This window comes from Corynebacterium occultum (assembly GCF_009734425.1).
Lineage (GTDB): Bacteria > Actinomycetota > Actinomycetes > Mycobacteriales > Mycobacteriaceae > Corynebacterium > Corynebacterium occultum.
Window position 1 is genome coordinate 729,187 of the sequence record NZ_CP046455.1, and the last position, 25,772, is coordinate 754,958.

A 25,772-nucleotide genomic window follows, 5' to 3' on the forward strand; every position below is an offset into this window, starting at 1 on the left:
CCGTAATGTGGGCCGGCATCATCGCCATCCTCCAATCAGCGATCGGCATCGGCTACGCAGGCCTGCTGATCGTCCGAAACATCATCGGATATGAAGATCCCTCGGTGGTGACGACCCAGGCCAACATGGAGTGGGTGGGCATCGGCACCGCGGTTTTCTTCCTCATCATCTTCGGCACCGTGCTCGCCGGCGCCATCATCACCCTCCGGGGTGGGCGGTGGGGCCGTGGCCCGGTGGCGATGCTGCAGATGTTCCTGCTGCCCGTCGCCTTCTACATGTTCCAGGGCGGACTCTACTTCTTTGCCGTGGCCACCGCGGTCTCCGCGCTGCTCGGCCTGATCCTGCTCTTCAACCCCACCTCAACCAGCTGGGCCTCCCAGCGCTACGGGGCCTGAACCAGGCCCACCAGCTGCTCGCCCCGCTTCTCGACGATCGTTCCTCCCGCCAGTGCCAGCGACACCTCCCCGGTGTGCGCCCCCCGCTGCACCGGGAGGATTTTTTCCTGCACCCCGGAAATCGGGTCAGTCACCGAGATGCCGTTTTCCACCGGATAGAGAAGTTTGTCCCCCACGACAATTCCGGTGCCGATGGCGTCCATGAACACCTGGGTCACCTTCAACCCGGCCGGGTCGAAGAGGTAGAGCCGGTTCCCCTCAAACCAGCTCATGTGGTTCGGCAGATCCGCAGTGGCGGGGGAGTAGAAGCCCGCCACATCCAGCTTCGGGGAGATCAGTCGCTGGGTGGTCTCACCCTCCCCGTTGATGGCGAGGATCTGGGAGCCGGTGTGCACCGCAACATCCGACTGTCCGATGGCCACCAGTCGGGACGCGGGATCTTCAAGCTGAATATTCTGGGTGATCTCCGGCTTCCGGGCATCTTCCGGGGTGGTGTCCTGCAGACGCAGCCAGGTCCCGTCCGGGCATTGCTCAGTCACCGCCAACAGCTCGGTGCGGGTCAACGCTGAGGTGATGGTGCAGTCCGCATGGGGCTGCTGATCGGCCTCCTGAGGGGCCGGCACATCGCCGTACTCGACGGTGCGCACCAGATCCGAACGCCAGAGCTCCACCCGCTCCTCATTGGCGATACCCACCCGGTCATTGGACGTGGTCATCACCACTTCATCCGGGGCGGGGGCACTGCGGGTGGATTTGTACTCACCGCTGCTCGCCGTGATCGAGACAGCATCCCCACAACCCGCATTATTGCGGTAGGCGATGGTCACCGCCTGCCAGGCGGTGCCGATCCCGCAGATCTCACGATCCCGTTCATAACGCCAGACTTCTTCCCCGGCCGGATCATGGGCGAAGACATTGTGGCCGTCATTGCTGATGAGCAACCCACCGGCAACCAGGGGGCGGTGCTGCCCCGGCAACGTGCTGCTGTCCAGGGTGAAGGATTTGACCAGGCCAGCCGGAACCTCAAGCAACTGCTCATCCACGCTGACCTCCTCAGCCGCGGGAGTCAGCTCGGCGCTGCGGATCGGGGCGGTGGCCCACACCCCGACGACGGCCAGCAGAGAAACCGCGGAAACCACCCCGGTGGCGATCAGATCCCTCGGGGTGCGTTGAAGCGGTGCACTCAACGGGTGCGTCTCCTTCCGGGCAGCGGCTTGCCCGCGACCTTGCGGGGTGTGCCGACGGTGTCCCCAGCACCGGCCGGGATGGCGAGGGCGTCGAAAAGCTCCGGGGAGGTGGAGAACCACTGCGGCGGGTTCGGCTGCTCCAACCCCAGCTCCTCATTGATCGACTGCCATTTCAGCAGCTCATCATAACCGACCAGGGTGACGGCGGTGCCGGTGTGCCCGGCGCGCCCGGTGCGTCCGATGCGGTGCACATAGGTCATGGGTTCATCGGGGGTCTGGTAGTTGATCACGTGGGTGACATCGTCGATGTCGATGCCGCGGGCGGCGACATCGGTGGCCACCAGGATGTCCACCAGTCCGCTGCGGAAGGAGTGCAGGGACTTTTCCCGGGCGGGTTGCCCCATGTCGCCGTGGACTGCGCCGACTGCGAAGCCCCGGGCGGCCAGGTCATCGGCGACCTCTGCGGCGGTGCGTTTGGTGCGGGCGAAGACGATGGTCTTGCCGCGGCCTGCGGCCTGGAGGATGCGGGCGGTGATGGCTGACTTGTCCATGCGGTGCGCCTGGAAGACGACCTGGCGGGTGGTGGCGTGGGTCTGGTTGGAGCCGACGGCCTCGGCGCGGATGTGCACCGGTTTGTCCAGGAAGCTGCGTGCCAGGGTCAGGATCGGCCCGGGCATCGTCGCGGAGAAGAGCATGGTCTGGTGTTTGTGGGTCAGGGCCTTCATCAATTTCTCGATGTCGGGCAGGAAACCCAGGTCCAGCATTTCATCGGCCTCATCGAGGACGAGGACGGCGACCTGGTCGAGTTGGAGGGCACCCCGTTGGTGCAGGTCGATCAGGCGCCCTGGGGTTCCCACGACCACGTCGACCCCGGTTTCGAGGGCGTTGATCTGTTCCTCATAGGGGCGGCCGCCGTAGATGGTGGTGATCCGGACCGCCAGCTGCTTGGCTGCGATGCTGAGGTCCTCGCCGACCTGCACCGCCAGTTCGCGGGTGGGGACGATCACCAGGGCGCGTGGGGTGCCGTCGAGTTCGGCGACATCCGCCGCATCGAAGACGCGGTCCAGCAGTGGCACCCCGAACCCGAGGGTTTTTCCCATGCCGGTGCGGGCCTGACCGATCAGGTCTTTTCCGTCCAGGGCGATCGGGAGCGTGAGCTCCTGAATGGCGAAGGTATGGGTGATGCCGACATCCGCGAGCGCCTCGGTGATCTCGACGGCGACCCCCAGTTCAGCGAAGGTGGGACCAGAGCTTTGTACAGACACAACCTTGATACTAACCGCTCGGCACTATGATGGGTGCCGCCCCCTTAACCGATAGTGAAAGAGGAATACCCGTGGACATCAAGATCAGCTTCACCCAGTCCCCCCGCGAACTGGTCATCAGCACCCAGGAGACCCAGGACGCGGTGACCTCGAAGGTCAAGGCAGCCCTCGCTTCCGAGGAAGGCATCCTGGAGCTGGAGGACACCAACGGCTCGAAGTTCGTCATCAACGTCGGCCAGATCGCCCATGTCGAGGTGGGTACCACCACTCCGCGCACCGTCGGCTTCGCCGGCGCTTAAACTGAGGGTGTCTTAATTAGCGATGGCAGAAGAAGCCCTGTGGGTCCGCTACACCCGTGAACTGGGGTGGCGGGCTTACGCCATTCCGATCCTGGCGGTGATCACCGTCTGGGTGTTGATCGACATTTTCAGCACCCCCGATGTCACCCCTTCCGCCGAGGACAAGAACCCGGTGGGTGTTTCGGAGACCCGGTTGAAGGGGCCCGATCCGGCGGAGAGTGATCCCCCGGTGGTTGCTCCCACCGAGTTGCCGCCGGGTGGCTCCTTCACCGAAGAAGGTGCGGGCACCTACCGGCTGATCGGTAACCCGGGAATGGTGGCGGGGGAAGGCAGTGAGAAGGTGGTTCGTTTCGTCATCGAGGTGGAGGACGGGGTGGACACCGCCGGTATCGGCGGTGATGACGCGTTGGCCGCCATCATCGATGCGACGCTTGCCCATCCGATGGGTTGGGCCGCTGATCCGCGTTATCGTTTCGAGCATGTCGCACCCGATCAGGACCCCACCATGAGGATCCAGTTGACTTCGGTGGGCACCACCCATGAACTCTGTGGCCATGACCTGGCCATGGAGACCAGCTGCTACACCTCCTTCGGTGAGCGGGTGGTGATCAACGAGTCCCGTTGGGTTCGGGGTGCCGCACCTTTTGAAGGGGATCTGGGCACCTACCGCCAGTACCTGATCAACCATGAGGTCGGTCACGGCCTGGGCTATTACGGGCATGAGCCCTGCAGTGCGGATGGGGAGCTTGCCCCGATCATGATGCAGCAGACCCTGAGCCTGAATAACTCGGAGCTTTTCGCGGTGGATTCCGGGGAGGTTTATCCGGATGATGGGCAGAGCTGTATCGCGAATGCCTGGCCTTACCCTAATCTGGTGCCATGAGTGAAAATCCGCAGCTGCCCGATCATGTGCAGTCGGGCTTCCACGTGGAGCCCGAAACACCCCATCCCGCCGGCGCCCCCTGGGATCACGGTTGGCTGGTGGGAAATGTCGTTTTCTCCCGGGCCGTCTCCGCTGATGCCGCCGCCTGGTCCGCCAAGACCCGGGAGAAACTCCGGATCCCCGGACTTCGGGTGGCCCGCCCCATCCGCGCCACCGACGGTCGCTATGTGATCTCCGGTTGGCGGGCCTCCAACCACATCGACGGTGCCCCGGCGCGCCGGGTGGATGAGGTGGTTCATGCTGCCCTGCGGCTTGATGATGCGCTCAGTGAGGTGGAGATTCCGGCTTTCACCCGGGGTGGTGGCACGGATCCCTTCACCCGGGCGGATCGGGAGGCCTGGGCCATGTATCCCGGGCCCAATGATCTGGCCTCCCGGTTGATCTCCCTGATGGATCCGGTGGATGCCCCTGACCAGGTCTGTCATGCTGATCTGCTGGCCACCACGATTTTCTCCGGTTATCAGGCCCCGGCGGTGACTGATCTGGTGGCGGTGGCGCACCCCCATGGTTATTCCGCGGCCCTGGTGATGGTGGACGGTCTGTTGGCCGGCGCGGTGGATGGTGGGATCATCGACCGTTTTGATCATCTCCCGGCCCTGGATCAACTGTTGCTGCGGGCCCTGACCTACCGGGTGCTGGTGCATGAGTACCACCCGGAGGCGGTACCGAACATGTCTGCGGATCTGACGCGGGTCGCGGAGATTCTCATGTCCCGGGTGTCTGCCACAATGTAGGGCATGAGTGATTTCGCACCTTCTGAAAGATTTGCCCCGCCACCGAAACTACAGGTCAGGCTGGTTTCCACGGTTGAGCAACCCAAGGTGCGGGAATGGTCCGGCCCCGCCGCGGCACTCCTGGATGGACCCCGCGGGAAGTGGCGGGTCACCGGGGTGGCGGGTGCCGGGGTGTCCAGCCTGCTGGTGGACACCACGGTCCAGCTGATCCGGGATGGGATGGATCCCGCTGAGATCATGGTGATCACCCCGGCCAAGGAGTCCGCCTCTCGGCTGCGCCGCGAACTGATCGCCCAGTTGGACGGCAATTATGTGTCCGAGGGTTCCCTGGTGCGTTCCATCCACTCCCTGGCTTTCGCCCTCCTGCGGCAGGACCGCCCCGCCCGCCTGATCACCGGCGCGGAGCAGGATGCGGTGATCCGGGAACTGCTGGAGGGGCATGCTGAGGAGGGGCGGGGTACCTGGCCCCCTGAGCACCGCCCGGCGTTGAAGATGGTGGGTTTCGCCCGCCAGTTGCGTGACTTTCTCTTGCGTTCCATTGAACGCGGCCTGGGACCTGAGGAGCTCATTGAGTGGGGGCGGCGTTTCGACCGTCCCGTCTGGGCGGCGGCCGGGGATTTCCTCCGCGAGTATGAGCAGGTCAGCTCCCTGGCCGGCACCCAGAGCTACAGCGCTTCCGAACTGGTGACCGCGGCCCTCCGACTGCCGGCCCAGGACCTGGGCATCAAGGCCCTGATCATTGATGATGCCCAACACCTGGACCCCAAATCCGCGGAGCTGCTGGCCCGACTGATGGAACAGACCCAGCTCAGCATCATCGGTGGGGATCCCGCCCAGTCCGTCTTCCACTTCCGCGGGGCGAACCCTGAGTTCCTGCAGAAATTTCCGGTGGATCATGAGGTGGTGCTGGCGGAGTCCTTCCGGGAGCCCACCCGGAAAATCGCCATCACCGACACCAGCGCCAGCCAGCAGGCCCTGGTGGCTGACACCATCCGCCGCGCCCACCTGCTGGAGGGCGTGGAGTGGTGCGATATCGCGGTGATCGTGCGCTCCTCCGGCATGATCGGCCCGGTCCGCCGCGCCCTGCTCAACGCCGGGGTACCGGTGCACCTCAACCCCACCGATGTGGTGCTCTCGGAACAACCCATTGTCGCCGGCATGATTCTGGGTGTCCGGGCCCTGTCCACCGAGCTTTCGGCTGCCGACCTGGAATCCCTGCTGCTGGGCCCCATCGGTGGTGCCGACCCGGTCACCCTGCGTCGCCTCCTGCGTGGCCTGCGCCAATTCGACTTCTCCCGCCGTGCCATTGATGTGCTGCGGGAGATGATCGCCGTGGACTACCCCTTCGACCGGGGTGAGCTGGGCGGGAAACTCACCGAACGTGAACTGGACATCCTGGAGCGGATCCGCACGGTCCTCCAGGCCGGACACCACGCCCGGGCGGAGGGACAGTCGGTGGAGGAGGTGCTCTGGGCATTGTGGGATGCCACCGGCCTGTCGGACCGCCTCATGGCCGCCAGCCTGCGCGGGGGCGCCGCCGGCTCCCAGGCGGACCGTGACCTGGACGCCATGATGACGCTTTTCGACGCCGCCGGCGACTACGCCGAACGCCGCCCCACCGCCGGCATCGACTCCTTCATCCGGCACATCGCCGAGCAGGAACTGCCCACCGGTGTGCGGGACCGTCGCGGCGTGGAACCTGATGCGGTGAATCTGCTGACCGCCCACGGGGCCGGCGGCCAGGAATGGCACACCGTGGTCATCGCCGGAGTGCAGGAGGGCACCTGGCCCTCACTGGGGGAGACCGGCAGCCTTTTCGGGCAGGAGGAACTGGTGGACCTGGCCGACCTCGACATTGACCCCGGCCTGCCCATCTCCCACGCCGCGGACCGGCTGGCGGAGGAACGACGCCTCTTCCACATGTCCGCCACCCGGGCCACCGGGGAACTGCTGATCACCGCCGTGGAATCCAGTGACTCCGACACCGAGCTGGAACCTTCCCGCTTCCTCGATGAGATTGAACCACCCGAGGAACACCACCACATCTCCCTCGTGGCGGAGGAAAACGCCGACGATGATGAGATTTCCGCGGCGGTGCGGGTGCTCTCCACCTCCTCGCTCATCGCGGAACTCCGCCGCGCGGTCAGCAACCCCGACCTGCGTGAGGATTTCCGCTCCCAGGCCGCCCGCCAACTGGCACGCCTGGCTGCGGCCGGGGTACCGGGAGCCACCCCCGAACACTGGTGGTCCACCACCGAGGTCTCCGAACACGAACTCCTGGACACCCGGGAACAGATCCCACTGTCCCCCTCCAAGGTAGAGGCACTGCAGAACTGCCCCCTCAACGCCGTGCTCAGCCGGGTGGAGGAAGAGGAGGAAACCCCCATCCACATGCTCAAGGGCAGCCTCGTCCACGCCTTCGCGGAAGCCCTGGCACGGGGAGCTGATCAGGATCGGGCCGCCGAACTGGTCAGCACCGCCTATGAAAACCTCATCCGGGTGCCCGCCTGGCAACGCGAACTTGAACTGGCGGCCTGGCAGCAGCTCATCGACACCACCGCCCGCTGGGTGGCGGCCCGCGCCGGGGGGTATGAACTCCTCGGGGTGGAGGTGGAGGTGGATGTGCCCATCAGCGATGAGGTCAGGATCAGGGGGCGGATGGACCGCCTCGACCGGGATCCCGCCGGGGAGCTGCACATCGTCGACTTCAAGACCGGCAAGAACAAACCCTCCGACAAGGCCATGGCGGATCACGCCCAGCTGGCGGTCTACCAGCTGGCACTGAGCCGGGGCGCGCTTAACGACGGCCGTGTCACCGCCCCGGCCCCAGGCCAGGACACCGCAACGGTGGGTGGGGCAGAGCTGGTGTTCCCCGCCGCCCCGGCCTATGGCAAAGCCGGGGTGCGCCAACAAGCCCCCAAGACCAGGGAAGAACTGGCGGAACTTGCGGACTCCCTGCCCGCCCTGGCGGATCAGCTCCGCGGACCCCGGTTGCTGGCCCGGATCAACCCGAATTGTCCGAACTGTCCCCTCAAACCGATCTGCCCGGTGCAGAGCGAAGGAAAGATGAGCACCGATGTCTGAGCTAATTTCCCCGGTCCTGCTGTCGAAGTATCTGGGACAGGAGCATGCCCCCACCCCGCAGCAGGCGGAGATCATCGGTGCTGAACCGGGACCCCTGCTGGTGGTCGCCGGGGCGGGGGCAGGCAAGACCGAGACCATGGCGGCCCGGGTGGTGTGGCTGGTGGCCAATGGTTTTGCCACCCCGGACCAGATCCTTGGCCTGACCTTCACCAGAAAGGCAGCCCAGGGGCTGAGCCAGCGCATCCGCAAACGCCTGGAGGTGCTCGCCGGCATCCCCAAGCTTCGGGACCTGGATCCCAGCGGCAAACTCACCCGCGATCTGCAGGCCATCACCCCGACGGTGTCCACCTATGACTCCTATGCCGGAAGACTGATCCGGGAATATGGTCTGCTCGCCCAGGTGGAGCCCTCCGCCCGGCTGATCACCGCCACCGAGCAGTACCAGATCGCCGCCGGCCTGGTCCGGGAGTACCGCGGTCGCCTGGATCTCGGCAACACCGAGGCCACGGTCATCGATAAGCTCCTGCAGTTCAGCGGGGAGCTGGACAACCACATGGTCGACTGGGAGGAACTGGGGGAGGAATCCCTGGCCTTCACGGATAATTTCCTGAATCTTCCCAAGGCGCCGCGCCAGGCTGATAAACCGACCCAGAAAATGCAGAGTTACCTGGATGTCCAGCAGCACCGCCTGGATTTCCTGCCCCTGGTCAGGGAGCTGAAGCAGGAACTCAAGGCCCGCAATGTCATCACCTTCGGGGAACAGATGAGCCTGGCCGCCGGGTTGGCGGAAAACCACCCCCAGGTCGGTGCCTCCCAGCGTCGTCGCTTCCGGGTGATCATGCTCGATGAGTACCAGGACACCGGACATTCCCAGCGGGTGCTGCTGCGTAGCCTCTTCGGCACGGGGGAGGAGGGTCTCACGGTCACCGCGGTGGGGGATCCCATGCAGTCCATCTACGGCTGGCGTGGTGCCACCTCCGCGAACCTGGAGGCCTTCGTCCATGATTTCCCGCTGCCGGATGGCTCACCCTCCCCGAAGAAGGAACTGACCATCTCCTGGCGTAACCCCCCGGAGGTGCTGGAGCTGGCCAATGCGGTGTCCCGGGAGGTGCTGGGGGAAGGCGAGAAGCGGACCGTCCAACCCCTGGAACCCCGCCCGGGGGCAGATGCCGGTGAGGTGCGCCTGGAATTCCATGACACCGCCGTGAAGGAAAGGGAATCGGTGGCTGACTGGTTGGCGGAGCATTTCCACGCCCAACAGTCGGCCGGGAAGAAGTTCACCGGCGCGGTGCTGGTGCGCAAGAACGCCTCCTCCCCGCTGATCGCCGAGGAGCTCACCAAACTCGGCATCCCCAATGAGATCGTCGGCCTGTCCGGCCTGCTCTATGTGCCGGAGGTGGCGGATGTGGTGGCGGTGGCCACCATGCTGGTCAAACCCCAGGACACCAGCGCCGCACTGCGTATCCTCGCCGGGCCGCATGTGGGGCTCGGTGCCAAGGACATCCTCGCGCTTTCCCGGCGCGCCGCGAACCTGGCGGGGCGGGCCACCCGGGAGCCGCTGGAACGCACCTCCTCCGAGGATCCCCTCGAGCTGCTGGCGGATGTCATCGCCGAGACGCTTCCCGCCGACCCGGAGGAGGTGGTCGGCTTAGCCGATGCCGTCGCTGACCTGGGGGAGCCGGAACGTTATAGTCCCGTCGGTTATTTCCGGCTCCGTCAGCTGGCCGCGGAGCTGCGTCACCTGCGTACCCGTAATCTCTCCCATTCGCTCTCTGATCTCTTCGCGGAGATTGAGGATGTGATCGGGGTGCGTACCGAGGTTCTGGCCCGCCAGGAACCGGGCAGTGACGGGGCGGTGAGCACCACCCACCTGGATCGTCTGGCGGAGGAGGTCGCCGCTTTCGGCATGATCCCCGGGGCGACCCTGCGCGGCCTGCTCACCTATTTCGAGCAGGCCAAGGCCAGTGACAAGGGGCTGGATCCGGGTGAGGTCACGGTGCGTAGTGACCGCGTGCAGATCATGACCGTCCACAAGGCCAAGGGCCTGGAGTGGGGGCATGTCGCGGTGATGCACGCCGATGACCGCACCTATTCGGCGAAGGCGGAGACCTGGTTGACCCGGGTGGAGGAGATCCCCGCGGCCCTGCGTGGTGATGCGGACTCCTCCCCGCAGCTGGAGGGTGGGGCGGAGAACCGGAAGGAATTTGAGCTCGCCTGCAAGGAGTATCTGGGGCAGGTGCGCCAGGCACAGGCGGAGGAGAATACCCGTCTTTTCTATGTCGCGATCACCCGGGCGGAGTCGGCCCTGATGGTGTCCGCCTCCGAGCTCAGTGACACCGGCACCACCTGCCACCCCTATGAGAACCTGGAGATCCTGCGCCAGATCGTGCCGCCCGCCACCTGGTTCGGGGAGGGGACAGATGCTGAGGGGGAGGCACCGCAGTTGCCTGCCCCGGCGGAAGGTTATTTCCCCGACCTGGAGGTGTCCCCGGGGGTGGCGGAGGGTGCGGAGCTGGTTCATGAGGCCTTGCGTGATATTCCCCGGCACACCAGTGACGGGGGGCTCTTCGACCTCTGGGAGCGGGAGACCAGCGCCCTGATCGAGGAGTATGAGGCCTTGTCCGCCGCTGAGGTCAAGGTGCCGCTGACCAGGGAGCTGACGGCCACGGACCTGGTGGCGTTGAAGAATAACCCGGAGCAGTTCGCCAAGCGGATGCGCCGCCCGGTGCCCTTCAAACCCAACACCTACGCCAAGCGGGGTACCGCCTTCCACCAGTGGCTGGAGGACCGTTTCGGGGCCACCGCCCTGCTGGATGAGGACCAGCTGCCGGGCCTGGGGGAGGAGGAGGTCAGTTCCGCGGAACTGGTGCACCTCAAGGATGCCTTCCTGGACAGCCAGTGGGCGGAACGCACCCCGGAGTTCGTGGAGCAGCCCTTCGAGGTGTCCATCGGGGATCGTGTGGTGCGGGGCCGGATGGATGCCGTCTTCCGGCAGGGTGATGAGTGGCTGGTGGTGGACTGGAAGACCGGTCAGCCCCCGAGCGGGCCGGAGATGCGGGCGGCGATCATCCAGCTGGCGGTCTACCGTCTGGCCTGGGCGCAGCTGCGCACCCGGGAGGGGGAACCTGCGCCTCAGGTGCGGGCCGCCTTCCACTATGTGGGGCAGAACCACACCTTTGAACCAGATGTCATTCCGGATGCGGCCGAGTTGGCGGCACTGATCGAACAGGGGAGCACTAGAGTTTAGGGGCAACCGGCGAGAAGGAGAACTTAAAGATGCGTTCCAGAATCCGGGAACGGTTCCGCAGCGAAGGGGAACTCAGTGACCTGCCGGACCATGCCCTGCTGGAGGTCATCCGGATTCCCGGTCCCCGACGGATCGGCCCCTGGTGGCTGATCCTGCGTCGGCTGGGTTATGCCCTGGGCTTGCTGCTCGCCGTCGCCATCATCGTCTATGTCGACCAGGCGGGCTACTCTGAGGAACTGACCTTCATTGATGCGCTCTACTATTCGGCGGTGTCCCTGTCCACCACCGGTTATGGCGACATCACCCCGGTCACCCAATCAGCCCGGCTGATCAACATCATCATCGTCACCCCGATCCGCATCGCCTTCGTGGTTCTGCTGGTCGGCACCACCCTGGCGGTGCTGACCGAGGAATCCCGACGCTCACTGCAGATCCAGCGCTGGAGGAAGAAAGTGCGCAACCACACCATCGTCGTCGGCTACGGCACCAAGGGACGCTCCGCGGTCTCCGCGTTGCTTGCCGACGGCGTGAAACCCGGCAATATCGTCGTCATCGACGAGGACCGGTCGGTGCTCGCCCGCGCCGAACACCAGGGCCTGGTCACCGTCCAGGGGTCCGCCACCAAAGCTGATGTGCTCAAGATCGCCGGGGTGAACCGGGCACGTGCCGTGGTGGTGGCCCCCAACCTCGATGACACCGCCGTCCTGGTCACCCTCTCGGTACGCGAATTGGCACCCTCCGCAATGATTGTGGCCAGTGTGCGTGAATCCGAGAACCAGCATCTGCTGGAACAGTCCGGTGCGGATTCGGTGGTGATCTCCTCGGAGACCGCCGGCCGCCTGCTGGGCCTGGCCACCGTGGCACCCACCGTGGTGGAGATGATGGAGGACCTGCTTTCCCCGGATGACGGTTTCTCCGTGGCGGAGCGCCCCATCGGTGAGGATGAGGTGGGTGCCAACCCCCGCCACCTGGCCGATATCGTGCTCGGCGTGGTCCGCTCCGGGGAGCTCTACCGTATTGACTCCCCCGAGGCGGAAAGCGTGGAACCCGGGGACCGGCTGCTCTATATCCGGCGGGTCAGCGGGGGGCAGTCATGAGCGGCTACCTGTGCCTCGACGCCCGGAACCGCTATGTCCTCACCGGGGGTGCGCCCCTGCTGGTCAGCCGCCCCCACGGTGGGGAGGCGGTGCGTATCGACGCCGAGACCTGGGCGGTGCGGGTCGGCCCAGGCTTCATCGACCACCAGGCCGAGGAATTCGGCGGGGAGATCGCCGACGGGCTGGAATTCATCGGGAACCCCAAACTGGCCCGGGCGGCGGCGATCCTGCGGCACCGCGATAATTTCCGCTTCGACCCGGCCGACGGCACCCCACTGACCTATGACGAGGATGGGGTGGTCGCCCGGGGTGGGGCCACCAAGCTGCTCTTCCCCCGCATTGATCCGGCCGTGATCGGCATCGTCGAATTGGCCGGGGAGAACCAGATCCTGCTGGGGCGCAATGTCCATCATGATTTTTTCTCCCTGATCGCCGGCTACGTCGACCCCGGCGAGAGCCTCGAGCAGGCCTTTGCCCGCGAGGTGATGGAGGAAACCGGCCGGCGGGCGGAAAAGATCCAGTACTGGGGGAGCCAACCCTGGCCCCCGAGCGGATCACTGATGATCGGCTTCCACGCCACCACCACAGACATTGAGGCCACCGCACCCACCGACGGGGAACTCGCCGAGATCATCTGGGCGGGGCCGTCGGACATTGCGAAGCTGCCACTGCCGAGCGCCGGTTCCATTGCCCACCACATGATCACCGACTGGCTTGGCCGTCACTAGAAAGGACCACATGCTCAACCTCGAGGACCTGGACTCCGACCAGCGCGTCGCGGCCACCGCACCGCGCGGCCCGGTGTGCATTCTCGCCGGCGCGGGAACCGGCAAAACCCGCACCATCACCTACCGCATCGCCCACCTCATCGAGCAGGGCTTCGTCAGCCCCAACCGGGTACTGGCCGTCACCTTCACCTCCCGGGCGGCCGGGGAGATGCGCCACCGCCTCAACCTCATGGGGGTCGGGGGAGTACAGGCCCGTACCTTCCACGCCGCCGCCCGCCGCCAACTTCGCTACTTCTGGCCCCAGGTGGCCGGGGATCTGCCCTGGCGACTGCTGGACAATAAATTCCCGCTCATCGGCCGGGCCGCCCGGGCCGTGGGAGTGGGCAGTGAAACGGAAAATATCCGGGACCTGCTCAGCGAAATCGAATGGGCCAAGGCCTCCCTGATCTCCGCCGACCAGTACCCCGAGGCGATCATTCGGACCGACCGGACCCCACCCGTGCCAGCCGAGAAGGTCGCCGAGGTCTACCGTCGTTATGAGCAGGCCAAAACCACCCCGGACGGCATGATGCTCGACTTCGATGACCTGCTCATCCACACCGCCGGTGCCCTGGAACACTCCCCGGCGGTCGCCGAGGAATTCCGCGAACAGTACCGCACCTTCGTCGTCGATGAGTACCAGGACGTCACCCCGCTGCAGCAGCGGGTACTCCAGGCCTGGCTGGGGGAACGTGATGACCTCACCGTGGTCGGGGACGCCAACCAGACGATCTACTCCTTCACCGGCGCCAGCCCCGACCACCTGCTGAACTTCTCCCGTACCTACGAGAACGCGACCGTCGTCAAGCTGCAGCGCGACTACCGCTCCACCCCACAGATCACCGACCTGGCCAACACCGTCATCGGCAAAGCCACCGGCAGGGTGGCCGGCACCCGCCTCGAACTCATCGGCATGCGCCCACCCGGACCCCAGCCGACCTTCAACGCCTACGATGATGAACCCACCGAAGCCCGCGAAGTGGCCGGGCAGATCCTCAACCTCCTGGACCAGGGGACACCAGCCTCCGAAATTGCCGTGCTCTACCGCATCAACGCCCAATCCGCCGTCTTCGAACAAGCCCTCGCCGATGCCGGGATCACCTTCCAGGTCCGCGGCGGAGAAGGCTTCTTCAACCGGAATGAAGTCAAACAGGCCATCAGCGAACTGGTACGCGCCGCCGCCCGCGACGACCTGCCCCAGGAAGCCGTGGGCCCCCAACTGCACCGCCTGGTCCGGGCGATACTCGCCCCCATGGGACTGACCCCCACCGAACCCGAGGGCGCCCAGGCCCGGGAACGCTGGCAATCCCTCAACGCCCTGGTTGAACTCGTGGAAGAACTCGGCCAGGCCAGCCCCGACCTGAACCTGAACATGCTGCTCAAACAACTACGCGAAAGAGCCGACGCCAAACACCCACCCACCGTGGAAGGCGTCACCCTGGCCTCCCTCCACGCCGCCAAAGGCCTGGAATGGGACGCCGTCTTCCTGGTCGGCCTGGTGGAGAACACCCTGCCCATCAGCCACGCCATCAAAGCTGGCGACCACCAGATCGAAGAGGAACGCCGCCTCTTCTACGTCGGTGTCACCCGAGCCCGGGAACACCTCCACTGCTCCTGGTCCTTCGCCCGACAGGAAGGGGGCCGCAAATCCCGCAAACGCACCCGCTTCCTCGACGGTGTGGTCCCCGAACCCGACATCACCCAGGTCCCGCCCCGGAGTGTGCGCCCCAAACGCTGCCGCAATTGCGGCCAGCCCCTGGACAGTGCCACCTCAAAAGTCCTCGGACGCTGCGAAGACTGCGGCTCCGACGCCGATGAAGGAATCTTCGAGGAACTCCGTTCCTGGCGCTCCGAAATGGCCCGCGAAATGCAGGTACCCGCCTACATCGTCTTCACCGACGCCACCCTCATGGCCGTGGCAGAAGCCATGCCCACCACCGAAACCGAACTACTCGACATCTCCGGCATCGGACCGGTGAAAGTGGAGAAATACGGGACCGAGCTGCTCCGCCTCCTCGCCGAACTTCAGTAATACCAGCAGACCGGACAACGACGATGCGGCTCCAACACCCCGGAAGAATCCTCACTATGAGGATCAACCTCCAGGATGAGACCCGGCGAAAGAGAAGTGCGGGGCGCGCCGGGTGGGGTCAGATCCCGGCCGCTGAGACGCTGCGCCAGGGCGATGAGTTTAGCTGCGGTGGCGGCCAGGGTCAGCGGATCCGGGCGGGGTGGGCCACCCGGAAGCTGGCTGAGCGTGGGATACCACCGTCCATCGGTCTCGGCGCGGTGCAGATCCAGACACATCGGGCAGGGGCCCCGGCCCTTGATGCGTAACGGACCGATCAGCCCCCGCCCATCCAGGATCGCCGCCGGCACCCAGGTGTGGGCGAAACGGGCGAGCAGGGGAGCCATGGTGCGCGAATGTGCCAGCCGATCCACCACCAGCACCGGCGCCTCCACCTCCGCATGGGAGAGATAGGAATATTCCGATTCGCCGCGTAAGGGGGCGCGCACCGAAATTCCCGCGGCCTCCGCCAATGCCCTGGCCTGCTGTGCCAGGGGGCTGCGTCCCAGCATGATCAGGGTGCCCCCGGGCGGGCGGATGAGAATCCGGTAGGCCACCAGGTCCGCCAGGATGCTTTTCGACGCCGCGGGTGAGAAACCCAGCGCGTTGATCCGCCGCTCCAGCTCCCGGGCCTTGACCGGCTGTCGGGCCGCCAGCATCGTGGTGGCCAACCCCGGGGCCTTCTCCGTCTCAATGACCCCCGCCCGGGTGGCATCCACCCCGAATTGCAGGGCACCTGCACCCCTGAGGAAAACATGCGCCCCCGGCGCCAACATCAGTTCATCCATATCCTCCCCCCGGGAAGTCATTGCACCACAGTTAGACTCAGGTGTCATGGCATCCCCGGAAATTGAAGTGATCCGCTCCACCAGGCGCACTCGCACCGCCCAGGCCCGGCTGGTGGGGGAGAAGATCGAGGTTCGGATCCCCGCCCGCATGAGCCAGGCGGATGAGCAGCAGGTGGTGGCCGACCTGGTGGCCAAGGTGCAGCGCAAAACCACCTCCAGCCGCAGCTCAGATGAGCAGCTGCTGGTCAGGGCCGAGGAACTCAACCGGCAGGTGCTGCGCGGGCAGGCCCGGATCGGTTCGATCCGTTTCGTGTCCAACCAGCAGCAGCGCTGGGGATCCTGTTCCCTCGCCACCGCCGATATCCGGCTCTCCGATCGGCTCCGCAAGGTGCCTGACTATGTCCTGGATGCGGTGATCGTCCACGAACTCACCCACACCTTCATCAGCGGTGGGCACACCCCCGAGTTCTGGGAATGGGCGGATAAGGTGCCCCAGGCGGAACGCGCCAAGGGCTACCTGGAGGCCTACCAGCGTTTCGGCTAGTTTTCGCCGTCCTTGTCGTCTTCGTCCTTCTTGTCTTCGTCCTGTTCCTTGAGCATCTCTTCAAGGCGGTTGATCTCGGCGATCGGGTCGAAACCATCGACCTCACCGTCATCAAGCAGACCATCGATGAACTGGGCGGGCTTATCCAGGTCACCGGCTGCCGGCAGGAAGTCCGGGTGATCCCAGACCGCGTCACGACGCTGCTGACCCACCGCCTGATCCACCCGACGCCACAGCTCCATCGCCTCGGCGACCTTCGGGGCGGCGAACTCAATGCCGACGACCTTGGCGAAGGCCTGCTCGGCGGAACCCCCGGTGGCACGGCGGCGACGCCACGCCTCATTCAGGGCATTGGTGGTGGGGATCCGCTCACCCATCGCCTTGGTGACCACGAACTCCACCCAACCCTCCACCAGGGCCAGGAGGGTCTCCAGGCGGGTGACCGCACCGGCGTTACGGGAGGAGATCTTCGGGGAGAGATCCATGTTCTGCAGCTGGGACATCGCCTCCTGGATGGCGGCTGGATCACCGGACTCCAGGTTCAGGGAACGCGTCGCCTCCTCAATGTGGGAGGTGTCGATGACCAGGCCGACGGCATATTCCTCCACGGAGGAGACCAGGCGCTCCACCAGCCAGGGCACATGCTTGAACAGTCGCTGGCGGGCGGCTTCCCGGGTGCAGATATAGACCAGCACATCCTGGGAACCGACATTGAGATCCTGGGAGATCTGCGCAACATGCTTCGGCAGCACCGCGATGGTGCCGTTGGGGGCCACCGGAAGACCGAAATCAGAGGCGGTGAGTGACTGGGCCGCCAGATCACCGAGCGCATTACCCAGCTGCATGCCGAAGTTCATGCCCGACATCTGGTTCATCATCTGCAGCATCGGACCCATCATCTGACGGGCCTCCTCCGGCAGGGACTCCAGCTGGGCCTCATTCATGTGCTCCGCGACCGGGGTCACCAGCCGCTTCCACATCGGCATGGTCTTGCTCAGGTAATCCTCGGCGTTCCAGGTCTCCACCGTGGCATCCGAGGTGGGGAGAATGGTGGCGTCATCGAGCCAGAGCTCAGCCAGACGCACCGAATCCGCCACTGCCTTGGTGTCCTGCTCACGGACCGGATCAATCTTGCCGATCTGCTGCCGGGCGATTCGCTCTGCCAGGGCATAATTGACCGGGCCGGCACCCTCGGGGGAGTTCATCGAGGAACCCATCCCCGAAAGCATCTGCCCGAACTGGTTGAGCATGTCGCCCAACCCGCCGGATCCGAACCCGCCGAAGGGGTTCTGGTTGTCACGACGTTCATCGTCGTTGTCATCATTGCCGAAGTGAAAGCCGAATCCATTGGAGTTCATACCATTTAATCTACAAGGCCGGGACCCCTTAGAGCCACGGGATTACTAACGCTCTGAGCGAACAAGGGTAACCTCAGTGAGGTGTCACGCCGAAGCCGAACCCTGATCTGGGGAGCTGTCCCCGTAGTCCTGCTCACCGGACTCGTCTCCTTCGAGTCCATCCCCGGGACAGACATCAGCCTGACGGTGCCCTATGCCGCGGAGGGCCCCGGACCGACCTTCAACACCCTGGGAGATGTTGAGGGGGAGGAAGTGGTGGAGATCAGCGGGGCCGAGATCGACGAGGTCGCCGGCAACCTCAACATGACCACCGTCTCTGTCCGCAGCGGTATGACCCTGCCGCAGGTCATCGGACGCTGGCTGACCACCGGTGACACCCTCGTCCCCCTGGAACAGGTATTCCCGCCCAACCTCTCCCCGGAGGAGGTCCGGGAAAGCAATGAGATCGCCTTCTCCACCTCTGAGGCCGCCGCCACCGTCGCCGCCATGAACTACCTCGGCCTGCCCGTGCAGGTGGAGGTCGCCGGGGTGCTGGAGGGAGTGGCTGCCGAGGGGCTCGTCGAGCCCGGGGATGTGATCTTGAGCGTCGACGGCAATGAGGTCTCCGAACCTGGTCAGGTGCGCAGCGCCGTGCTGGGCAAGGCCCCCGGGGAGAGCGTCGCCCTGGCGATCCGGCGCGGCGAGGAGGAGCAGACCCTCGACATTGAACTGGGTGAACACCCCCAGGACGCCGCGGTCGGTTTCCTCGGCATCACCATGTCCTCCGCCTCGGCCACCGGGGTGGAGGTCGAATACAACCTCGAGGACATCGGGGGCCCCAGCGCGGGCATGATGTTCTCTCTCGCGGTCGTCGATAAGCTCAGTCCCGGGGAACTCAACGGGGGCCACTTCGTCGCCGGCACCGGCACCATCGACGAGGATGGCGGTGTCGGGCCGATCGGCGGCATCGTGCACAAGGTGGCCGCCGCCGAGGACATCGGGGCTGAGGTATTCCTCGCCCCCAGCGCGAACTGCGCCGAGGCCACCAGCCGGGGGCACGGCGAGCTGATCATCCTCAAGGTGGACAGTCTGCGGGAGGCCATCGATCAGATGGATGCCTACGCCAACGGCGGGGACTACATCACCTGCGAATAGTTCTAGGCTTCCTCGATGGTTCCGGCTGTGGTGGCGGAACCCGCGGGAGAAGAGGTGGTGGACTCGGCGGGACGATCCGCCAGACCCAGCTCATAGATCAGATCCTCCGGATCCTCCCGATCGGAGCTGATCATCTGCTGCATCACCAGACCACGATCATTATCGACGACCGTGATCACCGCCGTGGTACCCAGCGTCGACCACCCCACCACCCGGACACCGGTGTCCTCCACCACCCGGGAAGAACGCAGCTCAGTCAACAACTGCGTGGTCGAGGCAGCTTTCGCGGAACCAGTGAAGAATTGGAACTGGCCCACCTTCGAACCGGAACACTGCCAGGAATCCTCCAGGCCGCTGGGGCTGCAGGCATCAAACTGGGCGAAAAGGGAGGCGGGGGCCAGGGAAGCGAAGCTCTCGGCCACCTCCGTCACACTTTCATCCAGGCTGCCCTCCGAGGTCCGCTGTGTGGTGGTGTTCTCCTGACCCGAGGTGGTGCTCCGGGTTGTCGACTCCGGGGTGGTCCCGGTTTCCGTACTGGTGAGGGTGCTGCTGCTGGGGGCAGTATCGGATTCAGTTGAGGTGGCCGTGGCCGTGGTTTCCGCCGGTGGGGTCTCCTCCCCGCCGCAGGCGGCCAGCCCCAGCCCCAACACCGGGACAGCAGCCACGGCGAAGGCTAGACGGGCGAAGCGGTGGCGGAAGACTGACACGATGAGGCCTCTCCAGAGAATTCTAGTCCTGAGAACTGGTTATGCTTTTCGACCAGTCTAATACCCCGCGACTAGTCCAGGTCGAACTCGGCCGGATCCAGCTCCAGGCCATAACGCAGCGCAGCGATCACCCCCGGGGCCACCGTGGGACCGCCACGCAGCTCCACCTCATCCTCGGCGAAGGGACCCCGCTCCGCGATCTCTTCCTCAGTGGGGCGCAGCTGCAGCAGCGTCAGCTCCGGCTTGGAGCGCAGCACCCCGGAAAACAGTCGTGCCGGGCGGGGAGTGCCATCCCCGCTGGTGTCCCGGAAACGGATCTCCTGAGCCAGGACCGCGCCCACCACCTGCGTCGGCCAGGCGATACGGGAGACATAGTCGGCCAGGGCCTCGGAGCCCGCCTCGAGGTTGTCGGGGAGGTTGTCCTGGACCACCAGGGTCAGCGGAGAATCCTCATTATCATCTAATTGATCGCTCAGAAGGTGATAAGGAACCAGAGCGAAAAGAGTGGGGGCGGCGTCCCATCCCTCGGCGTGGACAAAGTCCACCGCCTCCAGCATCGCGCGGTTCAATGCCTGTTCATTAAGTTCTGGAGAAGTCATTTTCGCTTTCCTTGTTCGTCAAATGGGATATAAAAACCGTAAGGTGGGAGAATACCCCGGTATCCCCATTTATAAGGAGTTGAAGTGGCTTCCGGCCTTTCACAACCCTCACCCGCAATGAAAAGATCGACACGAATACTCAGCTGGATCATAGGTGTCGTTGCGGCACTGGTAATCCTGGCGCCGGTTTTCGTCGGTGTCTACACCGATTGGCAGTGGTTCGGTTCGATCGATTTCCGCGGTGTCTTCACCACGGTCGTGCTCACCCGGATCGTCCTCTTCTTCGTCTTCGGCATCATTTCCGGCGTGATCATCTGGGCAGCTGCCTGGTTCACCTGGAAAAACCGGCCCCGGGACATCCTTTCTGAGGATCCGAACTCGCCGATCCACCAGTACCGCGTCATGATCGAACGCTCCGTGAAGGCGGTGCTCATCGGTCTGCCGGTGGTCGTCGGCATCTTCTCCGGCTTCATCGGCCAGGGCACCTGGCGCACCGTGCTGATGTTCTTCAACCGACAGCCCTTCGGTCAGACCGACCCGCAGTTCAATCTGGATCTGGGCTTCTACGCCTTCACCCTGCCGGCGCTGCGACTGCTGCTGGAAACCTTCTCCACCCTCCTGGTCATCGCCTTCCTCATCTCCCTGGTCGGCCACTACCTGACCGGTGCAATCCGGATCGGCAACCAGGCACTCGGTGTCAAGGGCTCGATCTCCCGCCCCGCCCGGGTCCAGCTGGCCATCACCGCCGGCCTGTGGATGCTGCTGCGCGTCGCCGGCTACTGGCTGGACCGCTATGACCTGCTGCAGGGACGTAACCAGACCTTCACCGGTGCGTCCTACACCGATATCAACGCGGTGCTGCCGGCCAAGATCATCCTGATGGTCATTGCCGCCGTGGTCGCCGTCGCCTTCTTCTCTGCGGTTGTGATCAAGGACCTGCGGATCCCCGCCCTGGCCACCGTTCTGCTGGTGCTCAGCTCCCTGGTGATCGGCACCGCCTGGCCGATCCTGCTGGAGCGCTTCTCCGTTGACCCGAACCGTGCGGCGAAGGAATCCGAGTACATCGCCCGCAATATCGAGTCCACCCGCTACGCCTACGGACTGACCGGGGAGGATGTCAACTACCTCGATAACTGGGGTGCTGAAGGTGCCTCCAACGATGCCGTCGCAGCGGATGAGGCCACCGTCTCCAATATCCGCCTGCTCGACCCGGAGATTCTCTCACCGACCTTCACCCAGCAGCAGCAGCTGCGAAACTTCTACGGCTTCCCCGAGACCCTCGCCATGGACCGCTACATGGTCGACGGCGAGCTCCGTGACTTCGTGGTGGCGGCCCGTGAGATGGACCCCAACTCCCTGCAGGACAACCAGCGCGACTGGATCAACCGCCACACCGTGTACACCCACGGCAATGGCCTGGTGACCGCCCCGGCCAACAAGGTCGATGAAGTTGCCCGTGATGTCGGATCCACCCGAGGTGGCTACCCGGAGTATATCGTCGCGGACCTGTCTACCATGAACAATGATGAGCTGCGTGCCGAAGCTGAAGCACTCGGTATGGCAGTGGACCAGCCTCGCATCTACTACGGCCCGGTCATCGCCTCCGCAACCGATGGGGCGGACTACGCCATCGTCGGCGCCAACGGCAGCGGCCCGGTCGAGTACGACACCGACAACTCCAGCTACACCTACAGCGGTGACGGCGGAGTCAGCCTCGGCAATCTCTTCAACCGTGCCGCCTACGCCCTGCGCTACCAGGAAATGAACCTGCTGCTCTCCGACCGGGTCGGATCCGAGTCGCAGATCCTCTACGACCGTGACCCCCGGGAACGTGTGGAAAAGGTCGCCCCTTGGCTGACCACCGACTCCAAGACCTACCCGGCAGTGGTGGACGGCCGCATCAAGTGGATCGTCGACGGCTACACCACCCTCGACAGCCTGCCCTACTCGGAGCGGACCTCCCTGACCGCAGCCACCGAGGACGCCCTCAACCCGGACGGCACCACCCAGCGTCTGATCACCGATGAGGTCTCCTACATCCGCAACTCCGTCAAGGCAGTTGTGGACGCCTATGACGGTTCCGTGGAGCTCTACGAGTTCGACACCGAGGATCCCATCCTCAAGGCATGGATGGGAGTCTTCCCGGACACCGTGAACCCGGAGTCCGAGATCACCGATGAACTGCGCGAACACATGCGCTACCCGGAGGACCTCTTCAAGGTCCAGCGAGAGCTGCTGGCCCGCTACCACGTCAGCGACCCGGGCGTCTTCTTCACCAACGACGCCTTCTGGTCCGTGCCCAGCGACCCCACCTCCCCGGATGGTGCGAACTCGCTGAACCAGCCGCCGTACTACATCGTCGCTGATGACCCGGCCACCGAGGAAAATGACGCCAGCTTCCAGCTGATCACCCCCTACCGTGGTCTGAACCGAGAGTTCCTCTCCGCGCACATGACGGTCACCTCTGATCCGGACAACTACGGCCAGATCACCGTCCGCGTGCTGCCCACCAACACCCAGACCCAGGGCCCCCGTCAGGCACAGGACGTCATGATGTCCTCTGATGAGATCGCCCGGGACCGTACCCTCTGGGAGGGCACCAACCAGCTGCAGAACGGCAACCTGTTGACCCTGCCGGTCGGTGGGGGAGAGATCCTCTACGTTGAGCCGATCTACTCCCAGCGTAAGGATCAGGCCTCGGCCTTCCCCAAGCTGCTGCGCGTACTCGTCTCCTACAAGGGTGAGGTCGGTTACGCACCGACCATCTCCGAGGCACTGGCGCAGGTGAAGATTGACCCGCGTGCCGCCCAGGATCTCGAGGAGGCGGAGGACATCACGGTTGATTCGGAGGCCACCGAGCCGGATGAGACTGAGGCGCAGGCCCCGGAAACCGATGAGGCGGCCACCCCGCCGGCCAGCGGTAGCGGCACCGAGGGTGATGCCATCAGTCGCATCAACGACGCCCTCAGTGGTCTTGAGTCCGCCCGTTCCGGAAGCAATGAGGAATATGGTCGTGCCCTGGATGAACTGGATGCGGCCATCGAGGACTACCAGAGCCTGGTTTCCCAGTAAGGAACGTCATGAGCAGGGGATTTGGGTAAAATGAGTCGGGTGAGTATAGTTCTTCATGTCGCCAAGAGCAGTTAACAACTGGTTTCGGCGAGGTGAATTGAAGAAACACCCGACGCGGGGTGGAGCAGCTCGGTAGCTCGCTGGGCTCATAACCCAGAGGTCGTAGGTTCGAATCCTGCCCCCGCTACCAACTTCTTCAGCACAAAGCCCCTGACCTTAAAGGTCAGGGGCTTTTTGTGTGTGCCTGGGTGGCGGATTCTGGGGGTCGTTGGGAAATACGGGGCTCCTCAGTCCGGCGATTGGGTTCTTCCGTGGAAGGTATGTATAGTGTTGGTTATCGCACAGAGCTTCGAGTTCTGGGCGAGGTGAATTGAAGAAACACCCGACGCGGGGTGGAGCAGCTCGGTAGCTCGCTGGGCTCATAACCCAGAGGTCGTAGGTTCGAATCCTGCCCCCGCTACCAACTTCTTCAGCACAAAGCCCCTGACCTTAAAGGTCAGGGGTTTTGTGCATTTCAGTCCTCCAGATTTACAGTGGCTTCCGTTTGACCGTGACCTCGGGGTCGGCTTCGCCGATGGCATCGGTGTACCAGTCGGTCAGGGCGGGATCCTCGGAGTCGAAGTTCGCGCCAGCGCCATCCTCCTCGGAGACCTCGGTGACCCCGAAGACGAAATCATCACCGTGTTCCTCGATACCCTGGGCGACGCCCTGACGGATGGCCCTCAGGGCATAACCGCGGCGGATGATCAACGGGTCATTTCGCAGGTCGATGGCCCAGGAGATCATCACCCCCACCAGGATGAAGGCGAAGGGCAGGGCGCAGGTGACCATGATGGACTGCAGTCCGGAGAGGGCATTCTGGCCCCCGGCCAGCAGCAGTGACATGGCCACCAGTCCCAGTGCCGCACCCCAGACGATGGTGACGGGCTTGGAGGGAACCGCACGACCGGACTGGGACATGGAGCCCATCACATTGGTGGCGGAGTCCGCGGCGGTGGTGAAGAAGATGATGATGGCGATCAGCACCAGAATCGAAGTCACGATGCTGAAGGGAAGGTGGCCCATCAGATCGAACATCACATTCTCGCCGGAGCCGATGATGCCCATTCCAAGCCCCTCCATCCGCTGGTGGATGGTGGAACCGCCGAAGATGATGAACCACATGGATGAGATTGCGGCAGGGACCAGAATCACCACGGTGACGAATTGGCGGAGCGTGCGGCCACGGGAGATCTTCGCGATGAACATGCCCACGAAAGGAGACCAGGAGATCCACCAGGCCCACAGCAGGGTGGTCCAGGACTGCAGAAACTCCTGTTCAACCTGGCCCTCACTCGGGTAAACCGAGAGCATCTCGGGGAGACCGGCGAAGAAGTTCAACATGGTGGCAGGCACCAGATCCAACAGGAAGACGGTTGGACCAGTCAGGAGCGCGAAGAGGGAGAGTGCGATGACCAGGAACATATTCGCGTTGGAGAGCATGCGGATGCCCTTCTTCACGCCGGAGACCGCGGAGAAGATGAAGATGATGGTCAGCACGGTGATGGTCACGATGAGGAAACCATCGCCGCTGAGGTCACGGCCGGTGACAATGGACGTGCCGGTCTGAATCTGCAGGGCCCCGATGCCCAGGGAGGTGGCCGTCCCGAAGAGGGTGACCAGCACGGCGAAGATGTCGATGATCTTGCCGGCGACGCGGTTGTTGCCATTCGGGAACACCGGTTCAAAAAGGGATGAGATCAGCGGCAGACGGCCACGGCGGTAGGAGGCGTAGGCCAGGGCACCACCGACCAGGGCGTAGATTCCCCAGGCCATGGATGCCTGATGCAAGATGGCCTGGGAAAGTGCCTGCACGACCAGGTCAGTGCTCTCCGCCTGGAGATCAGAGGCCGGGGGAGGGGTGATGAAGTGGACCAGGGATTCCATCGGCCCGTAGAAGATCAGGCCGATGCCGAGTCCGGCGGCGAAGAGCATGGAGATCCACGAGGTGGTGGAGTAGTCGGGTTCACTGTCATCGGCCCCGAGCCGGATCCGCCCGGTGGGGCCGAAACCGATGACGAACATGAAGATCATGATCAGGATGACCAGGCTGCTGAAGAGCCAGCCGAAATTGGCCACCACCCAACCCTGCATGGTGGTGCCCACTGTGTTGAGCCCCTCGGGGGAGATCATCGCCCATATGAAGATGGACAGGGAGGCGAGCAGGGCGACCGCGAAAACCACCTTGTTGGTGGGAAAAGGCGTGTCGGTGTCGTCCACGCTGATTCCGGGGACCAACGCCGGGTGGATGGAGCGCTCGCCGGAGGAGGCTTTCCGCAGTGCACTCTGAATTTTTCCGAACTCAGACTTCGGGACTTTGTCGTCCATGGGAGCTCTTTCTGCTGGGGAATGGATGGGCGCACCATTTTAATGGTTGTTATTTCCATAAGGAGAAACTTATGTCCCGTTTTGCACTTTCGTCGCTGAAGTCACAGAAGTTGCAGG

At 64.4% G+C, this 25,772-nt stretch carries 19 protein-coding genes and 2 tRNA genes; 14 read left to right on the forward strand and 7 right to left on the reverse strand.

Translation table 11 applies throughout. From position 1 onward, the window contains the following. Window positions 1–5 precede the first annotated feature (5 nt). The gene (locus tag COCCU_RS03460) at window positions 6–395 is read left to right on the forward strand and encodes a hypothetical protein (protein WP_156232546.1); all 390 of its coding nucleotides are present in this window, start codon (window positions 6–8) and stop codon (window positions 393–395) included. Here COCCU_RS03460 and COCCU_RS03465 read toward each other — a convergent pair. Both COCCU_RS03465 and COCCU_RS03470 read right to left on the reverse strand, forming a co-directional pair. Beyond that, the gene (locus COCCU_RS03465; RefSeq protein ID WP_156230237.1) at window positions 383–1,582 is read right to left on the reverse strand and encodes an Rv3212 family protein; all 1,200 of its coding nucleotides are present in this window, start codon (window positions 1,580–1,582) and stop codon (window positions 383–385) included. The genes COCCU_RS03460 and COCCU_RS03465 overlap by 13 nt on opposite strands. Further along, window positions 1,579–2,847, reverse strand: a complete 1,269-nt coding sequence (locus COCCU_RS03470; RefSeq protein WP_156230238.1) for a DEAD/DEAH box helicase — start codon at window positions 2,845–2,847, stop codon at window positions 1,579–1,581. Before COCCU_RS03470 ends, COCCU_RS03465 begins: the two co-directional genes overlap by 4 nt. Window positions 2,848–2,918: 71 nt before the next feature. Between COCCU_RS03470 and COCCU_RS03475 the strand changes: the two genes are divergently transcribed. The 8 genes from COCCU_RS03475 to COCCU_RS03510 are packed head-to-tail and all read left to right on the forward strand — an operon-like array spanning window position 2,919 to window position 15,050. Next, window positions 2,919–3,146, forward strand: a complete 228-nt coding sequence (locus tag COCCU_RS03475) for a DUF3107 domain-containing protein (RefSeq protein ID WP_156230239.1) — start codon at window positions 2,919–2,921, stop codon at window positions 3,144–3,146. Between the two features lie 22 nt (window positions 3,147–3,168). Continuing rightward, window positions 3,169–4,029 (forward strand): DUF3152 domain-containing protein, encoded by an 861-nt coding sequence (locus COCCU_RS03480; protein WP_156230240.1) that lies wholly within the window; start codon window positions 3,169–3,171, stop codon window positions 4,027–4,029. After that, the gene (locus tag COCCU_RS03485) at window positions 4,026–4,823 is read left to right on the forward strand and encodes a TIGR02569 family protein (protein WP_156230241.1); all 798 of its coding nucleotides are present in this window, start codon (window positions 4,026–4,028) and stop codon (window positions 4,821–4,823) included. The genes COCCU_RS03480 and COCCU_RS03485 overlap by 4 nt, the downstream gene beginning before the upstream one ends. Before the next feature lie 3 nt (window positions 4,824–4,826). Further along, window positions 4,827–7,907: an ATP-dependent helicase gene (locus COCCU_RS03490; RefSeq protein ID WP_156230242.1), complete on the forward strand. Its 3,081-nt coding sequence runs from the start codon at window positions 4,827–4,829 to the stop codon at window positions 7,905–7,907. Then, window positions 7,900–11,154 (forward strand): ATP-dependent helicase, encoded by a 3,255-nt coding sequence (locus tag COCCU_RS03495; protein ID WP_156230243.1) that lies wholly within the window; start codon window positions 7,900–7,902, stop codon window positions 11,152–11,154. Before COCCU_RS03490 ends, COCCU_RS03495 begins: the two co-directional genes overlap by 8 nt. Before the next feature lie 29 nt (window positions 11,155–11,183). After that, window positions 11,184–12,251: a potassium channel family protein gene (locus COCCU_RS03500; RefSeq protein WP_156230244.1), complete on the forward strand. Its 1,068-nt coding sequence runs from the start codon at window positions 11,184–11,186 to the stop codon at window positions 12,249–12,251. Beyond that, a complete protein-coding gene (locus COCCU_RS03505; protein WP_156230245.1) occupies window positions 12,248–12,979 on the forward strand; it encodes an NAD(+) diphosphatase in 732 nt (243 codons plus the stop codon). Before COCCU_RS03500 ends, COCCU_RS03505 begins: the two co-directional genes overlap by 4 nt. Before the next feature lie 10 nt (window positions 12,980–12,989). Then, complete coding sequence (locus COCCU_RS03510; protein ID WP_156230246.1) at window positions 12,990–15,050, forward strand: ATP-dependent DNA helicase UvrD2; 2,061 nt, start codon at window positions 12,990–12,992, stop codon at window positions 15,048–15,050. Here COCCU_RS03510 and COCCU_RS03515 read toward each other — a convergent pair. Further along, window positions 15,044–15,874, reverse strand: coding sequence for a hypothetical protein (locus COCCU_RS03515; RefSeq protein WP_156230247.1), 831 nt, complete (start codon window positions 15,872–15,874; stop codon window positions 15,044–15,046). The two genes, COCCU_RS03510 and COCCU_RS03515, sit on opposite strands and share 7 nt — an antisense overlap. A 46-nt stretch (window positions 15,875–15,920) precedes the next feature. Here COCCU_RS03515 and COCCU_RS03520 point away from each other — a divergent pair, with 46 nt between their 5' ends. Further along, window positions 15,921–16,418, forward strand: a complete 498-nt coding sequence (locus COCCU_RS03520; RefSeq protein ID WP_156230248.1) for a M48 metallopeptidase family protein — start codon at window positions 15,921–15,923, stop codon at window positions 16,416–16,418. Here COCCU_RS03520 and COCCU_RS03525 read toward each other — a convergent pair. After that, window positions 16,415–17,776 carry a zinc-dependent metalloprotease gene (locus COCCU_RS03525; RefSeq protein WP_156230249.1) on the reverse strand — a complete coding sequence of 454 codons (1,362 nt, stop codon included), beginning with the start codon at window positions 17,774–17,776 and terminating at the stop codon, window positions 16,415–16,417. The two genes, COCCU_RS03520 and COCCU_RS03525, sit on opposite strands and share 4 nt — an antisense overlap. An 81-nt stretch (window positions 17,777–17,857) precedes the next feature. Here COCCU_RS03525 and COCCU_RS03530 point away from each other — a divergent pair, with 81 nt between their 5' ends. After that, window positions 17,858–18,910, forward strand: a complete 1,053-nt coding sequence (locus COCCU_RS03530; RefSeq protein ID WP_156230250.1) for a YlbL family protein — start codon at window positions 17,858–17,860, stop codon at window positions 18,908–18,910. Between the two features lie 2 nt (window positions 18,911–18,912). On the opposite strand, the gene COCCU_RS03535 is transcribed toward COCCU_RS03530, so the two are convergent. Further along, complete coding sequence (locus COCCU_RS03535; RefSeq protein WP_407924160.1) at window positions 18,913–19,620, reverse strand: hypothetical protein; 708 nt, start codon at window positions 19,618–19,620, stop codon at window positions 18,913–18,915. A gap of 68 nt (window positions 19,621–19,688) precedes the next feature. Then, entirely contained in the window at window positions 19,689–20,216 is a 528-nt protein-coding gene (locus tag COCCU_RS03540; RefSeq protein WP_156230252.1) for a PPA1309 family protein, read from the reverse strand. 84 nt (window positions 20,217–20,300) lie between these two features. Here COCCU_RS03540 and COCCU_RS03545 point away from each other — a divergent pair, with 84 nt between their 5' ends. The 3 genes from COCCU_RS03545 to COCCU_RS03555 all read left to right on the forward strand — a co-directional run bounded on the left by COCCU_RS03545 (window position 20,301) and on the right by COCCU_RS03555 (window position 23,751). Beyond that, complete coding sequence (locus tag COCCU_RS03545; RefSeq protein WP_197088425.1) at window positions 20,301–23,288, forward strand: UPF0182 family protein; 2,988 nt, start codon at window positions 20,301–20,303, stop codon at window positions 23,286–23,288. Window positions 23,289–23,401: 113 nt separating this feature from the next. After that, a tRNA-Met gene (locus COCCU_RS03550) sits at window positions 23,402–23,478 on the forward strand. A 196-nt stretch (window positions 23,479–23,674) separates the two neighbouring features. Beyond that, a tRNA-Met gene (locus COCCU_RS03555) sits at window positions 23,675–23,751 on the forward strand. A gap of 65 nt (window positions 23,752–23,816) precedes the next feature. On the opposite strand, the gene COCCU_RS03560 is transcribed toward COCCU_RS03555, so the two are convergent. Beyond that, on the reverse strand, window positions 23,817–25,655 hold the full coding sequence (locus tag COCCU_RS03560; RefSeq protein ID WP_156230254.1) for a BCCT family transporter: 1,839 nt from the start codon (window positions 25,653–25,655) through the stop codon (window positions 23,817–23,819). Window positions 25,656–25,772 lie beyond the last annotated feature (117 nt).

Excerpts from the sequence above, each read along its gene's own strand:
- COCCU_RS03460 (WP_156232546.1), top strand. The coding sequence starts at position 6 with ATGTGGGCCGGCATCATCGCCATCCTCCAATCAGCGATCGGCATCGGC.
- COCCU_RS03480 (WP_156230240.1), top strand. The coding sequence starts at position 3,169 with ATGGCAGAAGAAGCCCTGTGGGTCCGCTACACCCGTGAACTGGGGTGG.
- COCCU_RS03485 (WP_156230241.1), top strand. The coding sequence starts at position 4,026 with ATGAGTGAAAATCCGCAGCTGCCCGATCATGTGCAGTCGGGCTTCCAC.
- COCCU_RS03490 (WP_156230242.1), top strand. The coding sequence starts at position 4,827 with ATGAGTGATTTCGCACCTTCTGAAAGATTTGCCCCGCCACCGAAACTA.
- COCCU_RS03495 (WP_156230243.1), top strand. The coding sequence starts at position 7,900 with ATGTCTGAGCTAATTTCCCCGGTCCTGCTGTCGAAGTATCTGGGACAG.
- COCCU_RS03500 (WP_156230244.1), top strand. The coding sequence starts at position 11,184 with ATGCGTTCCAGAATCCGGGAACGGTTCCGCAGCGAAGGGGAACTCAGT.
- COCCU_RS03505 (WP_156230245.1), top strand. The coding sequence starts at position 12,248 with ATGAGCGGCTACCTGTGCCTCGACGCCCGGAACCGCTATGTCCTCACC.
- COCCU_RS03510 (WP_156230246.1), top strand. The coding sequence starts at position 12,990 with ATGCTCAACCTCGAGGACCTGGACTCCGACCAGCGCGTCGCGGCCACC.
- COCCU_RS03515 (WP_156230247.1), bottom strand. The coding sequence starts at position 15,874 with ATGGATGAACTGATGTTGGCGCCGGGGGCGCATGTTTTCCTCAGGGGT.
- COCCU_RS03520 (WP_156230248.1), top strand. The coding sequence starts at position 15,921 with ATGGCATCCCCGGAAATTGAAGTGATCCGCTCCACCAGGCGCACTCGC.
- COCCU_RS03525 (WP_156230249.1), bottom strand. The coding sequence starts at position 17,776 with ATGAACTCCAATGGATTCGGCTTTCACTTCGGCAATGATGACAACGAC.
- COCCU_RS03540 (WP_156230252.1), bottom strand. The coding sequence starts at position 20,216 with ATGACTTCTCCAGAACTTAATGAACAGGCATTGAACCGCGCGATGCTG.
- COCCU_RS03560 (WP_156230254.1), bottom strand. The coding sequence starts at position 25,655 with ATGGACGACAAAGTCCCGAAGTCTGAGTTCGGAAAAATTCAGAGTGCA.